Genomic DNA, 14,213 nt, shown 5'->3' with positions numbered 1-14,213 from the left:
GAGCAGCATGACGATCGACGACGCCGTGACGACCGAGGACCCGGTCGTCGACGCTCCCGTGGAGCACCGACGCCGCTTCGGGGCCTTCCACGAGGGACGGCGCCCGTCGCGGGTGTCCCTGCTCGCGAACGGTGCACTGCTCCTCGTCGCCTCACTGCTCGTCGCCGTGATCGCGTTCCGCACGCGGCTCGAGATGACGAACATCGACGGCATCTCGTACATGTCGATCGCGAAGCAGTACGCCGAGTGGCACTGGGCGGACGCCGTGAACGGCTACTGGTCGCCGATGGTGTCCTGGCTGATGGCGCCGTTCATCGCCGTCGGCGTCGGGCAGACCACGGCCTTCGCGATCGTGAACACGCTGTCCTGCGTCGCCGTGATGGCGATGGGGGCGTGGCTGCTGCTCCGGACGACCGGCAACGGCTGGACCGCCGCGTGGTCGATCGCCGCGACGGCTCCGCTCCTGATGGCGAACGTCAGCCTGCAGACCCCGGACACCCTCGTGCTCGTGTGGTGCCTCGGGTTCCTCTGGGCCCTGCTCGCTGCCGACCGCGCCTGGCACGGCTCGGTGCGACGGATCGTGCTCACCGCGGTGCTGCTCGGCGCCGTGTGCGCGTTCGGGTACTTCACGAAGGCGTTCCTCGTCCCGGTGTTCCTCGTGGTGGTGCCGGTGTGGGCCGTCGTCCGCTGGTTCCAGGACCGCCCCGAGGCCCGTGAGCGTCGGTCCGTCCTGCTGCCCGTCGTCGCCCTCGTCGCCGTGGTCCTCGTCTCCGCGCCGTGGGTCATCGCCCTGTCGGTGAAGTTCGGCGGCATCGAGGTCGGCTCGTCGCTGACCGTGAACGTCTCGGGCAAGTTCAGCGACACGTCGAGCACCGACGGCGACGAGTACCGCATCGCGACGCCGCCGAACGCCCGCGCGGTGTCGCCGAACGAGGACCGGACGCCGTCGATCTACGACGCCGGGATCCTCGAGGCCGAGCGCACGCTTCCCGCGGTGCCGCAGCCGGGCGCCGAGGCCGCTCCGGCCGAGAGCCACACCACGACCCTCGTCGGCAAGGTTCGGTACTACGTCGAGCAGCGACTCGAGGCGTTGCCCTACTACTTCAACCGCATCGGGTCGTTCGCACCGTTCGCGCTCGCGATCGGCGTCGTCTTCGTCGGCGCGGTCGTGGCGGGCGTCGTGCACTACCGCCGGTTCGTCTTCGCGAGCATCGTCGGCATCTTCTCCGGGGTGTACCTGCTCGGCTACGCGGGGATCGCGACGGTGGACACGCAGGGCGGCAACGCGCGCTACTACCTCCCGCTCTTCATCGGGTCGGTCCTGATCGCCGGGGCACTCCTGCCCGCGTTCTGGCGGGCGGCTCGTCGGGGACGTCGTGTGCGGCAGGTCGTCGCCGTGGCCGCGTGCGCCGTCCTGGTCGTCGCCGCGTACAGCCAGAACGTCAACGGTGTGAAGGCGCCCTTCTCGACGATGGGCACGCGCCCGTCGGGCATCCCCGTCGGGCAGGTGTTCGGCGGCGTCATCACCCCGGACGAACCGCTCTCGGACCTGCTGCTGGCCAACCACACGCTGCCCGCCGGCAGCACGATCCTCGGGACGAACACCCGGGACGCCACGCTCGTCGCGTTCCGCACGGGCACGCAGATGTACGGCGAACCGGGCCAGGAGTACGACTACCAGGACCCGTCGTTCGTCGCACTGCTCAAGAAGTCGGGCGTGCAGTACTTCCTGAACTACACGAACGCCCTCATCCCGAAGGACCGGGACTACTCGGCGATCGGCACGCTCGAGGACAGCTTCACCGTCGAGCAGACGTGCCAGGACATCCGGTCCGCGCCGGTCCAGGCCTGCCGGGTCGACGTCGTCAAGGTGTCGGGGAACTGACCTCGGTCGGCGTGCTGCGGGTCGGGGCGACCCACACCCGCAGCACGCCGCCGGTCAGCCCGACCGCGACGAGCACCGCGACGACGGCGACCACGGCGAACGGCACCGGGCCCCACGACTCGTAGCGGGCGATGCTCGCGGCCGAGAGCGGTCCGGTCGCGGCGTTCCAGAACCACCCGGCGGCGACCGCGAGGCCCCAGAGCCCGACGGCCGGGAGCGCCACGGCCAGCACCCGGGGCAGCACGGCCGTCCCGCGCCCGGGCAGGGGCAGCCGCCGCCACGCCACGGCGCTCAGCACGACGAGGCAGAGCAACGCCGGGAACAGGTAGCGGCCCTGCGTGCCCGCGACCTCGGTCGTGTCGAGGTAGGCCTTCGCGCTGCTCGCGGTCTGCAGGAGCAGCAGGAGCGCGGGGAACACCGCGAGTGTCCAGGCGGTGCGCCGGGTCCGGCCACGGCGGAACGCCCAGCCGACGAGCACGACGAGCGCGACGAGCGTCAGGACCGCCGTGAGGAGGTCGCCGATGCTCACCTGCGCGCGCTGCCCCGGGGAGCCCCAGAAGGTCCGGGCGAGGGTGCCCCAGCTGACGTCGAGGAAGTGCCACACCGATGGCCCCTGGTCGTCGGGGAACGGGCGGTCCGGTCGGATCGCGGCGTAGCCGTCCGGCTGCAGGGTGCGGAACAGCCAGAGGTTGCGCAGCCACCACCAGGCGCCGATCACCGCGGCCACGCCGAGGGCGACGGCGGCGCGGAGGACGCGACGGCGGAACGGGACGACACCCGCACCGGCGACGAGGGCCACGACCGCGACGAACGGCACCGCCGGGAGCCCCGTGCCCTTCGTCCAGACGAGCAGCCCGAGCGCGACCCCGAGCCCGACGAGCGTCCGGCGCCGCAGGTCCCCGGTGAGGAGCCGCGTCGCGAGCCACACCACGACGCCGCCGAGCAGGAACGTCAGGGCGTCGTTCGTCACGGAGGCCCCGATCGACGCCAGCTGCGGCGTCGCGAACAGCGCGAGTGCGCCCATCAGGCCCGCCCGCGGCGACCGGGTGACCCGCCGGACCGATGCCCACGCGAGGAGCGCGAGCGGCGTCACGAGCAGCGCGTCCACGAGCCGGAGCGCGACGAGGGCGTGGTCCCAGCGGAGCGAGCCGTAGTGCAGCACGCGGAGCACGACGGCGTCCACCACGTAGGCCGTCGGCGGGTGCTGCGTCATCTGGTCGACCGTCGTGGAGTCGCCGGGGTGCGCCGCGAGCAGCTCGCTCACGGTCGACCACGTCGAGGAGTCCCCGGCGACCTGTTCCCGCTGTGCGGCCTGCACGGCGTTCGACACGTGCAACGTCCCCGGTGCCGGCCAACCGGACCCGGTGGCGACGTGCACGGCGGCGTCGAGGTGTGCGGGCTCGTCCGGTGCCTGGAACGCCGGCACGACGATCGCCCAGAGCACCAGCCAGAGCCCGAACACCGCCGTCAGGACGGCGACCCACAGCCCCTCGCTCCGCGAGACGACGGGGTGCGGTTCGGACTGCATCGAGCGGACTCCCGGGGTCGGCGACGCCACCTGTGTCGGTGGCGCGTCGAGCCTACTGGCCCACGACCTCGGAACCGGCGGTGGAACCAGTCGTCTCGGCGGCGGGTACGGCCCGGTCGTGCCCGCGCTCGGGGTGGTACACCCACACCTTGTAGAGCCAGAAGCGGAACACCGTGCCGAGCACGAGTCCGATCACGTTGCCCGAGATGTTGTCCGCCAAGGCCGAGGTCAGCCCGAGCACGTAGTGCGAGATGCCCAGGCAGCCGAGCGAGATGACCATGCCGCCGAGCGACACGACGACGAACTCGATGCCCTCACGCGTGGCCACCGCCCGCCGCTGCTCGCGGAAGGTCCAGTAGCGGTTGCCCATCCAGTTGACGAAGATGGCCACGATCGTCGAGACGACCTTCGCCCAGAACGGCCCGGAGTGGACCTCGTCCGGGCTGAGCACCGTCGCCCGCAGCACGTTGAAGATGCCCGTGTCGACGACGAACCCCACCGCGCCGACGACGCCGAAGCGTGCCAGTTGGGCCACCAGTCGCCGCACGGTCTCTCCCGGGTCCGTAGAGTTGTCGCTGGTCGTGCTCACGAGGGCCGACCCGCAGGTCGCACAGGACGGCGACCCGAACAGCGATTCTAGACAGCGCGTTCTCGCCGGACGGTGTGAACGACGGAAGGAACACACAGCATGGCGTTGCGCGTCGGGGTCATCGGTGGGGGACAGCTGGCACGGATGATGGTGCCGGCCGCGGTCGAGCTCGGTCTCGACATCCGGGTGCTGGCCGAGGGCCCGGGCATGTCGGCCGCGATCGCGTCCACCGCCGAGGGGGACTACCACGACGCCGCGACCGTGCTCGCCTTCGCACGGGACGTCGACGTCGTCACCTTCGACCACGAGCACGTGCCGCAGGACGTCCTCCGTGCGCTCGTCGACGCCGGCGTCGCCGTGCACCCCGGCCCGGAGCCGCTCGCCGTCGCGCAGGACAAGATCACCATGCGCACGCGCCTGTCCGAGCTCGGGCTGCCGGTGCCGGACTGGGCCGCCGTGCACGACCCCGACGAGCTGCAGGCGTTCCTCGACGACCACGGTGGACGTGCCGTCGTGAAGACCGCCCGTGGCGGGTACGACGGCAAGGGCGTCCGAGTGGTCACCGACCCGGCCGACGTCGCCGACTGGTTCATCGCCGTCGCCGAGGCCGGCGGCCAGCAGGCGCTCCTCGTCGAGCAACTCGTGCCGTTCACCCGCGAGCTCGCCCAGTCCGTCGCCCGACGCCCCTCCGGCGAGGTCGTCGCCTGGCCGCTCGTCGAGACCGTGCAGCGCGGCGGCGTCTGCGCCGAGGTCTTCGCCCCCGCCCCCGACAGCGCCGGACGCATCGCCGACATGGCCGAGGACATCGCCGTGCGGATCGCGACGGAGCTCGGCGTCACGGGTGTCCTCGCGGTGGAGCTGTTCCAGACCGACGACGAGCGCATCCTGATCAACGAACTCGCCATGCGCCCGCACAACACCGGCCACTGGACGATCGACGGCGCCACGACGAGCCAGTTCGAGCAGCACCTGCGTGCCGTGCTCGACCTGCCGCTCGGTGCCACCGGGTCGTTCGCCCCGGCCGCGGTCATGATCAACGTGCTCGGCGGTCCGGCGGACGGCGACCTCGCGGCGCGGTACCCGGGCGCGCTCGAGGCGTTCCCCGAGGCCAAGTACCACTTCTACGGCAAGGCTCCCCGGCCGGGTCGCAAGATCGGGCACGTGACCGTCATCGGCGACGACCTCGACGACGTCACGTACCGCGCCCGGTCCGCAGCGGCCCACTTCGACGACTGAGGCTGCGGTCCGCGCGGACGGTGCGCTCGGACGGTCCGCAGAAGGGCGGACACCCGCTCGGGTGGCACCCGATCTGGCGTGTGTACCCCCGCGCGTCGGCGTGCTCCCATGGACGGGACAGGGTCCACCGTCCACAGGGAGTACGTCATGCGCCGCGCCAGTGTGTTCGCCACCACGGGAGCGGTGAGCGCCTTCGTGGCGCTCGCCGCGGGAGCGCTCACGCCGACCACCGCCGTCGCGGCGACGAGCGCCGCCACGATCCGTGCGGCCGCTGCGTCGTCCCTCTACGCCTCCGGTCCCTACCGTTCCGACACGAGCGAGGCGGCGAAGCAGGCGACCGCCCTCGCGACGACCGACCCGATCGGCGCGGCCGCGGCGAAGACCATCGCGCAGTACCCGGTCGCGATCTGGCTCGGGGACTGGACGCAGGGGGCGACCCTGACGCGGACGATCGACGCCGCGATCGCGGGTGCCGAGCGCGCCGGCACGACCGCGGTCTTCGTGACCTACGCCATCCCGCAGCGTGACTGCGGCGGGTACTCCGCCGGCGGCTTCGACGAGGCGACGTACGACGCGTGGGTCGACCAGATCGTCGCCCGGGTCGCCGGGCACCGGGCGGCCGTGATCGTCGAGCCGGACTCCCTCGCGATGCTCAGCAACAGCGCGTGCAGCGAGACCCTCGACGCCCAGCGGTACCGCATCCTCGCCCGCGAGGTCGCTGCCTTCACGGCGGCGGGCGTGCCGGCCTACCTCGACGCGGGGAACTCGAACTGGGTCCCGCCGGCGGTGATGGCGTCCCGGCTGAACAGCGCCGGGGTCCAGCGCGCGCGGGGCTTCTTCACGAACGTCGCGAACTACTACCCGACCGCGCAGGAGCAGGCCTACGCCGAGAAGGTCTCCGCGGCCACGGGCGGGTCCCACTACGTGATCGACACGTCCCGGAACGGCCAGGGCTGGCGCGGCACCTGGTGCAACGGTCCCGGCTCCGGGCTCGGCACCTCGCCGCGGGTCGTGTCGGACGGTTCGGCCCTCGACGCGCTGCTGTGGGTGAAGACCCCCGGTGCGAGCGACGGCACGTGCAACGGCGGGCCGGCGGCGGGGAAGTGGTGGTCCGCGTTCGCGAAGTCCCTCGTGGCGAACGCGCGGCTCGGGACGCCGGTCGCCACGGCTGCTCCGGCTCGGACCGCTCCGTCCGTCGCGCCGACCGCGCACCGGGACTCGGTCGCGTCGGCCGCGAAGCGGCGCGTGACGGTGTCGGGGTGGACGTTCGACCGCGACGACCTCACGAAGCCGGTCACCGTGCGCGTCACGGTCGGCGGGAAGGTGGTGGGGACCGCCACGGCGGACGCCTCGCGGCCGGACGTCGACCGGGTACACCGGGTCGGGCGGAACCACGGGTTCCGGGCGACCGTGGCGGTGTCGAGCGGGAAGCGGAGCGTGTGCCTGACGGCGGTCGGGATCGGCCGGGGCGGGGACACCTCGATGGGGTGCACGACCGTCACGGTCCGCTGACGCCACCGGATCGCGGGAGGATGGGCGCATGCCGCGTGATCTCGTCCGCCGTGCCGCCCGTCGACTCCGTCGCTCCCTGACCGGGGCGCGGTCGGCCCCGGCCGCGGAACCCGTGCGCCTGCCGGTCCTCGGCTACGTCGTGGCCGGAGGCGGTGGGGCGCATCCCGCCTCGGCGCACGTGCGGGTCGTCCGCCGCACCGAGCACCTCGCGCGCACCGGTGCGGCCGAGGTCCGGCAGGTCGACCCCGCCGCGTTCGTCGACGGGACCGACACGACCGACTACCGGGCCGTCCTCGTGCAGCGGGACGCCCTGCCGCGGGACCTCGTGGCACCCTTCCTGGCCGCAGCCGCCGAGCGGGGGACCCGGACCGCCGCCGAGGTCGACGACGACTTCTTCACGGACTCCGGCCGCGACCGTCTGGCCCGGGCCGAGTACGACCCGGACCGGCTGGCCTCGATCGACGCCCTCGTGCGCGGCGCCGACCTCGTGGTCGTCAGCACCGAGGAGCTCGCAGCGCTCGTGCGGCCGCTCGCGCACCGGGTCGTGGTGGTCCGGAACGCCTTGGACCCGACGATCTGGACCCCGGGCGAGCCGGCGGCCGACGACGATCGCCCCGCCGACGAGCACCGAGTGCTCTACATGGGGACGCTCACCCACGGCGCCGACCTCGAGCTGCTCCGGGACGTCTTCACCGACCTGACCGCACCGGACGGCGGGCCGATCCGCCTCGAGGTGATCGGCGTGACCGAGGACGCCGACGATCCCGGCTGGTACCGCCGCGTCGAGGTGCCGGACGGCCACTACCCGGCGTTCGCCCGCTGGCTCGTCGACCACCGGCAGCGCTGGCGCGCGGGCGTCGCTCCGCTGCGGGACGAGGAGTTCAACCGGGCGAAGAGCGACCTCAAGGCGCTCGAGTACACCGCGCTCGGGCTCCCCGCGGTCGTCTCCGACCGGCCGTCCTACCGGGACGCGCGCGGGCACGGCGTCGTGGCCGTGCCGGACGACGTCGGTGCCTGGCGCGACGCGGTCCGGAGCGCCGTCGCCTCCGGGTCCGCCGACGCCGTGGCCGCCCGCTGGGTCCGCGACGAACGGACGATCGGCGACGACGGGGACGCCTGGCGGTCCGCCCTGCTCGACTAGGCTCGTCGCGTGACCGACACCGCAGCCCCCGTCCAGCCGCTCGTCTCGATCATCATGGGGTCGGACTCCGACTGGCCGACGATGCGCGCCGCGGCGGACATGCTGACCGAGCTCGGCATCCCGTTCGAGGCCGACGTCGTGTCCGCCCACCGCACCCCCGACAAGATGACGCGGTTCGCCCGCGGCGCCGCTGCCCGGGGGATCCGCGTGGTCATCGCCGGCGCCGGTGGGGCGGCGCACCTGCCGGGCATGGTGGCCTCGATGACGACGCTCCCGGTGATCGGCGTGCCCGTGCAGCTCGCGCGCCTCGACGGACTCGACTCGCTGCTGTCGATCGTGCAGATGCCCGCCGGCATCCCGGTGGCGACGATGGCGATCAACGGAGCGGCGAACGCCGGGCTCCTCGCCGCGCGCATCATCGGCTCGGCCGACCCCGCGATCGCGGCGCGCCTCGGCGAGTACGCCGAGGGGCTCGAGCAGCTCGTCGAGGAGAAGGCGCAGCGCCTGCGCGACTCGCTCTAGCCGGCGGTACCCCGGGCGCGGGGACCGACCGCTAGAGGTCGGCGTGCAGCTGCCAGGTCTCGGCGGCCGAGTCCTTCCAGTCGTACATGCGCGCCCGGTCCGGACCCGCGACGGCCAGCTGCCCGGCGAGCAGCGGGTCGTTGACGACCTGGTAGACCGCCTGCGCCAGTCGTTCGGGGTAGGAGTCGCGGGGATCGCGGGCGACCGTCACACCGGCGTCCGAGGCGACCTCGCGCACGGCGTCGTCGTCCGAGTGCACGACGGGCGTGCCGAAGCTCATCGCCTCGATCACGGGGAGCCCGAACCCCTCGGCGAGGCTCGGGAACACGAACACCGTCGCTCGGTCGTACGCCACGGCGAGGTCCTGGTCGTCGATCCGGCCGAGCACCTTCACGCGGTCGCGGGACAGTCCAGCGCGCTCCGCGGTGCCGTACACGTCGACGTCGCCCCAGCCGTCCGGGCCGGCGATCACGAGCGGGACGTCGGCGGGGGCGTCCGGGTGTGCCATCGCCTCGATCAGGTACTGCAGGCCCTTCCGGGGCTCGAGCGTGCCGACCGCGAGCACGTAGCGCCCCGGCAGGCCGAGGCGCTCGGCACGGAGGTCGGCGTCGACGGGGGTCCGCAGCCGCCCGCTCGGCGCGCCGCCGATGACCCGGAGCCGTTCGTCGAAGCGGTGGATGCCGTTCAGCGTCGCCGCGACCGCGTGGGTCGGCACGACGACGGCGTCGGCGTGCTTCCACGCACGCTTCACCATCGCCCGGTGGAAGTGGACGCCGCGGGGCGTGAGGGTCTCGGGGTGGGTCCACGGCACGGTGTCGTGCACGGTGACCACCGTCTGCCGGCCCGGGTCGCTGAACCGGTCGTGCTTGACGAGGGGCGCGAGCACGCTCGGCGAGTGCACCATGCCGCGTCCGACGCCGCCGACGAAGCCGCCCTGCCACGCGAGCGAGAGCTCACGGCGGGGGAGCGCCAGGCGGTCGAGGTCGCCGAGACCGGGGAGCAGCGTGCGGATGTGCGCGAGTTCGTCCTTGCCGACCGCCGAGACGATCCCGGCGACGTCGGTACCCTCCGGGGCACCCGCGATGAGGTGCCGTGTCAGTTCTTCGGCGTACCGACCGATGCCGCCGGGGACGGGGGCGACGATCTGGTCCACGACGACGTGGAGTGTTGTCATGCGGTGCGCCTCCTCGTGGTGCTGTGGTGCGCACTGCGCGGCCGGAAGCCGACCATATCAGTCCGCGCGGGGAGGGACCGGGGCGCCGGATCGGGGCGTGGCGGCGGCGGTCACGCGGCGGTGCCGGGCGGCGAGGGCGGCCCCGACACCGGCGAGCACGACGTCGCCGATCGTCATGAACACCCGGCTGATGACGGCCAGCGCGAGCGGGGCGGAACCCCCGGCGACGCTGCCGAGCAGGAGCACGAGGATGCCCTCGCGGGGGCCGATGCCGGCGGGGGCGATGACCACGATGAAGCCGACGAGCCAGGCGACGGCGTACGCGCCCACGGCCACCGGGAACAGGGTCGGGGAGTCGGCGCCGAAGACCCGGAGCACGACCGTGGCCTGCACGCCGTACGCGATCCACATGACGAGCGACCAGACGAGCGACATGACCGTGCCGGACCAGGTCAGGGTGGTGTCCTGCGGCGGGCGGCGGAGCACCCGGAAGGCGATCGCGATGAGCCGACCGAGCACGGGCGGGGTGAGGCACACCAGGCCGACGACGATCACCGGGATGAGCCACCAGAAGGTCGCGAACCCGGTCGACGAGGCGAGCAGGACGGCGACGATCCCGACGACCGCGGCCGTGACCATGCTGACGAGCATCGAGGCGAGGGCCGCGACCGCGCTGCCGGTGCGCTGCAGGCCGTGCGCACGCCCGAGCTCGGCCTGGGCGGCGATCGACCACACACCGCCGGGGATGTACTTGCCGAGCTGCCCGACGAAGAAGATCGAGGACGCCGCGGCCAGGCGCACCCGGTACCCGCTGGCGGCCATCATCGCGCGCCAGGACAGCATGTTCGCGACGAGGGCGACGATGGTGAAGACGATGCCGACGACCACCGTGAGGGCGTCGAGCCGCACGAAGTCACGGGCGATGTCGTCCCACTGCTTCGCGATGCTCCACACCAGGAACACGACGGCCACGACCGCTGCAGCCCACTTCACGACGGTCAGCACGCGAGCGCGCCGACCGGTCGTCGGCACCGCGCCCGTGGCGACGTCGGAGGAGGTGTCGAGCGGGTCCGGTGACCCTGCGGCCGACCCCGTAGGCTGTTGTGCGTCCATCGACCGACAACTCTAAGGGAGCGCGCTGGATGCGACCCGATCCGGATCCCCGTCCGACCCTCCTCGTCGCCGCGTCGACCTTCCCGGCCGAGGCCGGCGACGGCACGCCCGGCTTCGTCCTCGACCTCGCGACCGCCCTCTCGGACGAGTACCGCGTCGTCGTCGTGGCCCCGATGACGAAGGGCGCCCGCGCGCACCAGCGGATCGGTGACGTCGAGGTCCGTCGGTACGGGTACTTCCCGGCCCGGTGGCGCGACCTGGCGGACGGCGCGATCGTCGACAACCTCAAGGCGAAGAAGTCCCGCTGGCTCCAGGTCCCGTTCTTCTTCGGCTCGATGGCCGCCGCGCTCCGCCGGGAACGCCGGCGCTCGCAGCCCGACGTCGCCCTGCTGCACTGGATCATCCCGCAGGGTGCCGTCGGCCAGCTCGTGCTCGGTGACCTGCCGCGCGTGGTGACCACGCTGGGCGGCGACCTGTACGCCCTGCGCAACCCGGTCCTCCAGCGGGTCAAGCGCTCCGTGATCCGCAGCGCCGCGTCGGTCACCTGCATGAGCACGGACATGGCGCGCGAACTCGGCAAGCTCGGCGCCCGCGACGACCAGGTGCACGTCGTGCCGATGGGCGTCGACCTCGAGCCGATCACCCGCGCGGTCGCGCGCGAGACCCGCGTCCCGGGCCGGGTGCTCTTCGTCGGCCGCCTCGTCGAGAAGAAGGGCGCGATCGTCCTGCTCGACGCCCTCGACCGGATGGCCGAGCAGCCGGCCGAGGTCGCCGTCGTGGGCGACGGTCCGCTCCGCGCGCAGCTCGAGGCCCGGGCCGGGTCCGCCGTCACGTTCCTCGGCGCCCGCGGCAAGGAGGACCTCGCGTCGGAGTACGCCAAGGCCCGCATCGCGCTCTACCCGTCCGTCCCCGCCGCGAACGGCGACCGCGACGGCCTGCCCGTCGCCCTGCTCGAGGCGATGTCCGCCGGGTGCGCGATCGTCGCGTCGGCCGTGCCCGGCATCGTCGACGTCATCGAGGGCGGCGTGAACGGCCTGCTCGTCGAGCCCGGCGACGCCGTGGCGCTCGCTGCTGCCGTGGACCGCCTGCTCGCCGACCCCGAGCTCGCCGAGCGGCTCGGCCGTGCCGCGGCCGAGACCGCGGCCGCGCACACCGTGGACGCCGTCGGCGACCGGTACCGCGGACTGCTGGCGGCCGCGCGCCGCTGACGCGCGTCCCTGCGGGTCAGGAGGGGGCCCCACCAGCCGGTACCGGCGCACCGCGCCAGCGGGGTGACGGCCGTGTCTGGAGGGACGGTCCGGGCCCGCACCGCGCCTCCTGGACCGCATCAGGTCACCGTGAGAACGACGCGAGCTTCTGCTTGAGCTGCTGGTCGATGTACGGCTCCAGCGACTTCGCCCAGGTACCCGTGATGTGGCTCGTGTCGCGGTAGACGAGCACGCCACCGATCACGGCCGGGCAGGTGGTGTCCGTGCAGTAGTACTTCGTCAGGTCGAGCACGCTGCCCGTGCCTCCGGCGGCGGTGAACGCCGCCATCGCCTCGGCCGACGAGTCGGTCTGGGCGAGGGCCACGGACCGCGGGTTGTCGCAGGAGGAGTCGGTCGGGCCGGTCATCCGGCTCACGCACGCGACGACGTCGCGTCGGGGGACCGGGTTGTCGCGGACCGCGATCACGGGGAGGTCGTCGCCCGCAGCCTGCTGCCAGGCGTCGAGGAGACCCGCGCGGGTGGCGTCGTCGCGCTGCTGGCCCTCGGGGGCGTCCACCGGCATCTGGGTCGTCGAGTGCGCGACGATCAGGGCGTCGGCGTCCCGGTGCTGCTCGACGAACGCGATCGCCTGCTGCTTCCAGCGGTCGCAGCCGCGACCCGAGGCCGGGCTCAGGGACTGCTGGTGCGCGGTCGTCAGGTAGCACCCACCGATGCCGGCGAGGTCGATCCGCCAGCCGTTCTTCGCGGCCAGGTCGCGGTAGACGCCGAGCAGGGTGTTGCTGTGCGAGTCGCCGATGACGAGCAGGTGCTTCGAGTAGCCGGTGGTCTTGCCGAGCACGCAGGTCTCGAAGCGGCCGCTCCAGCACTTCTTGATGTTCGGGTCCGGCTCGTCGGGTGACGGGTTCGGGTCGTCCTCCTTGGCGGCGGACGGCGCCGGGACACGGACGTCGGCGAGTTTCGGGTCCACGCACGGCTTCGCTGCGCTGATCTGCGCCGCAGCCCCGAAGCACGAGACCTCGCCGTCCTGCAGGCGCTTCGTGAAGGTCGCGGCCTGGACCTCCTGGACGTGCACGGCGGTCAGCGTCGAGACGCCGAGTGCCGCGACGACCACGGTGCAGACGACGCCGAGGACGGCGACGCGACGCGGGCGCAGGGTGCGCACCCAACCCGAGAACCGGAGCGGCTCCTCGAACCACACCGTCGTGACCGCCGCGAGGACGAGCGAGACCACCAGGACCGCGAGCTTGCTCTTCCAGCCGAGCGGGTGGTCGAGCCAGATCGGCACGATGACGACGAGCGGCCAGTGCCACAGGTACAGCGAGTACGAGATGCGCCCGACGAACGCGATGGGGCGGACCGCGCCGAGGAGCTCGAACAGCGTGCCGGCACCGAACGTCACCATCAGGGTCGCGCCGACGACCGGGAGCGCGGCGGCGATGCCGGGGAACGGCGTCGCCGGGGTGATCACGACGAGCGAGGCGAGGAGCGCGAGCGCGCCGACGATCGCGGCACCCGAGCGGACGGACCGGGCCACGACCGTGCGCGGTGCGGGGAGCGCGACGGTCGCGGCGAGCCCGCCGAGCGCGAACTCCCACGCGCGGGTGGCCGTCGAGAAGTAGGCGACGCCGGGGTTCGTGTTCGTCTGCACGATGCACCAGACGAGCGAGACCACGACGACCGTGCCGAGCAGGATCCGAGCCGTGGTGACGGGGGAGACCCGCTTCCGCACGACGAGCGTGAGCAGGAGCAGCAGGAGGGGCAGCGCGATGTAGAACTGCTCCTCGACGGAGAGCGACCAGAAGTGCTGGAACGGCGAGGCCTGGTTGTCGGCGTCGAGGTAGTCGACCGAACTGGCCGCCAGCTCCCAGTTCTGCGCGTAGACCGTCGAGGCGATCAGCTCGCGGCCGTACTGCGACCAGAGGGCGCTCGGGACGACGAGGAGCACCGCGGCGCCCGTCGCGAGGATCGTCAGGAACGCGCCGGGCAGCAGCCGCTTCGCCCGCCGGGACCAGAACTGCCCGAGTCGGATCCGCCCGGTGGAGAGCTGCTCGCGCAGCAGGTGGCCGGTGATGAGGTAGCCCGAGATGACGAAGAAGACGTCGACGCCGACGAACCCGCCGTGCAGCCGGTTCGGCCACAGGTGGTAGACGACGACGGCGAGGACTGCGAACGCCCGGAGCCCCTGGATGTCCCAGCGGGTGGTGTCCCGGGCGCGGTGTGCGGGTCCGCGGGGGTCCTCGGTTGCAGTGCTCACTGACGGAATCCTACGAGTTGTCGTGCGATCCTCGGAAACGGACGCGGCTTC

At 73.0% G+C, this 14,213-nt stretch carries 11 protein-coding genes; 6 read left to right on the top strand and 5 right to left on the bottom strand.

What is annotated here, in order from left to right; genetic code table 11:
- The first annotated feature begins 7 nt into the window (after positions 1 to 7).
- Positions 8 to 1,885: a hypothetical protein gene (locus BIV03_RS11280; RefSeq protein ID WP_071295777.1), complete on the top strand. Its 1,878-nt coding sequence runs from the start codon at positions 8 to 10 to the stop codon at positions 1,883 to 1,885.
- Here BIV03_RS11280 and BIV03_RS11275 read toward each other — a convergent pair.
- Positions 1,866 to 3,413 (bottom strand): DUF2142 domain-containing protein, encoded by a 1,548-nt coding sequence (locus BIV03_RS11275; protein ID WP_139201950.1) that lies wholly within the window; start codon positions 3,411 to 3,413, stop codon positions 1,866 to 1,868. The two genes, BIV03_RS11280 and BIV03_RS11275, sit on opposite strands and share 20 nt — an antisense overlap.
- A 52-nt stretch (positions 3,414 to 3,465) precedes the next feature.
- A complete protein-coding gene (locus BIV03_RS11270; RefSeq protein WP_254789528.1) occupies positions 3,466 to 3,948 on the bottom strand; it encodes a GtrA family protein in 483 nt (160 codons plus the stop codon).
- 153 nt (positions 3,949 to 4,101) lie between these two features.
- Between BIV03_RS11270 and BIV03_RS11265 the strand changes: the two genes are divergently transcribed.
- The 4 genes from BIV03_RS11265 (at position 4,102) to purE (ending at position 8,413) form a co-directional block, all read left to right on the top strand.
- On the top strand, positions 4,102 to 5,238 hold the full coding sequence (locus BIV03_RS11265) for a 5-(carboxyamino)imidazole ribonucleotide synthase (RefSeq protein ID WP_071295775.1): 1,137 nt from the start codon (positions 4,102 to 4,104) through the stop codon (positions 5,236 to 5,238).
- A gap of 147 nt (positions 5,239 to 5,385) precedes the next feature.
- Positions 5,386 to 6,750 (top strand): glycoside hydrolase family 6 protein, encoded by a 1,365-nt coding sequence (locus tag BIV03_RS11260; protein WP_071295774.1) that lies wholly within the window; start codon positions 5,386 to 5,388, stop codon positions 6,748 to 6,750.
- 28 nt (positions 6,751 to 6,778) lie between these two features.
- Complete coding sequence (locus BIV03_RS11255; RefSeq protein WP_071295773.1) at positions 6,779 to 7,891, top strand: hypothetical protein; 1,113 nt, start codon at positions 6,779 to 6,781, stop codon at positions 7,889 to 7,891.
- A 9-nt stretch (positions 7,892 to 7,900) separates the two neighbouring features.
- Positions 7,901 to 8,413 carry a 5-(carboxyamino)imidazole ribonucleotide mutase gene (purE, locus tag BIV03_RS11250; RefSeq protein WP_071295772.1) on the top strand — a complete coding sequence of 171 codons (513 nt, stop codon included), beginning with the start codon at positions 7,901 to 7,903 and terminating at the stop codon, positions 8,411 to 8,413.
- Positions 8,414 to 8,444: 31 nt separating this feature from the next.
- On the opposite strand, the gene BIV03_RS11245 is transcribed toward purE, so the two are convergent.
- Together BIV03_RS11245 and BIV03_RS11240 are read right to left on the bottom strand one after the other, a co-directional pair.
- Positions 8,445 to 9,587 (bottom strand): glycosyltransferase family 1 protein, encoded by a 1,143-nt coding sequence (locus tag BIV03_RS11245; protein ID WP_071295771.1) that lies wholly within the window; start codon positions 9,585 to 9,587, stop codon positions 8,445 to 8,447.
- Between the two features lie 57 nt (positions 9,588 to 9,644).
- Entirely contained in the window at positions 9,645 to 10,700 is a 1,056-nt protein-coding gene (locus BIV03_RS11240; protein ID WP_083295289.1) for a YbhN family protein, read from the bottom strand.
- 29 nt (positions 10,701 to 10,729) lie between these two features.
- Between BIV03_RS11240 and BIV03_RS11235 the strand changes: the two genes are divergently transcribed.
- Positions 10,730 to 11,908 carry a glycosyltransferase family 4 protein gene (locus BIV03_RS11235; protein WP_071295770.1) on the top strand — a complete coding sequence of 393 codons (1,179 nt, stop codon included), beginning with the start codon at positions 10,730 to 10,732 and terminating at the stop codon, positions 11,906 to 11,908.
- A gap of 124 nt (positions 11,909 to 12,032) precedes the next feature.
- On the opposite strand, the gene BIV03_RS19160 is transcribed toward BIV03_RS11235, so the two are convergent.
- Positions 12,033 to 14,162 (bottom strand): acyltransferase family protein, encoded by a 2,130-nt coding sequence (locus BIV03_RS19160; RefSeq protein WP_071295769.1) that lies wholly within the window; start codon positions 14,160 to 14,162, stop codon positions 12,033 to 12,035.
- Positions 14,163 to 14,213: the final 51 nt, after the last annotated feature.

It is taken from the genome of Curtobacterium sp. MCBA15_016, from assembly GCF_001865105.1.
Lineage (GTDB): Bacteria > Actinomycetota > Actinomycetes > Actinomycetales > Microbacteriaceae > Curtobacterium.
This window is presented reverse-complemented; position numbering and strand designations above follow the sequence as displayed.

Coding starts and splice junctions, on each gene's coding strand:
- BIV03_RS11260 (WP_071295774.1), top strand. CDS start 5,386: ATGCGCCGCGCCAGTGTGTTCGCCACCACGGGAGCGGTGAGCGCCTTC.
- BIV03_RS11255 (WP_071295773.1), top strand. CDS start 6,779: ATGCCGCGTGATCTCGTCCGCCGTGCCGCCCGTCGACTCCGTCGCTCC.
- BIV03_RS11245 (WP_071295771.1), bottom strand. CDS start 9,587: ATGACAACACTCCACGTCGTCGTGGACCAGATCGTCGCCCCCGTCCCC.
- BIV03_RS11240 (WP_083295289.1), bottom strand. CDS start 10,700: ATGGACGCACAACAGCCTACGGGGTCGGCCGCAGGGTCACCGGACCCG.
- BIV03_RS11275 (WP_139201950.1), bottom strand. CDS start 3,413: ATGCAGTCCGAACCGCACCCCGTCGTCTCGCGGAGCGAGGGGCTGTGG.
- BIV03_RS11265 (WP_071295775.1), top strand. CDS start 4,102: ATGGCGTTGCGCGTCGGGGTCATCGGTGGGGGACAGCTGGCACGGATG.
- BIV03_RS11280 (WP_071295777.1), top strand. CDS start 8: ATGACGATCGACGACGCCGTGACGACCGAGGACCCGGTCGTCGACGCT.
- BIV03_RS11235 (WP_071295770.1), top strand. CDS start 10,730: ATGCGACCCGATCCGGATCCCCGTCCGACCCTCCTCGTCGCCGCGTCG.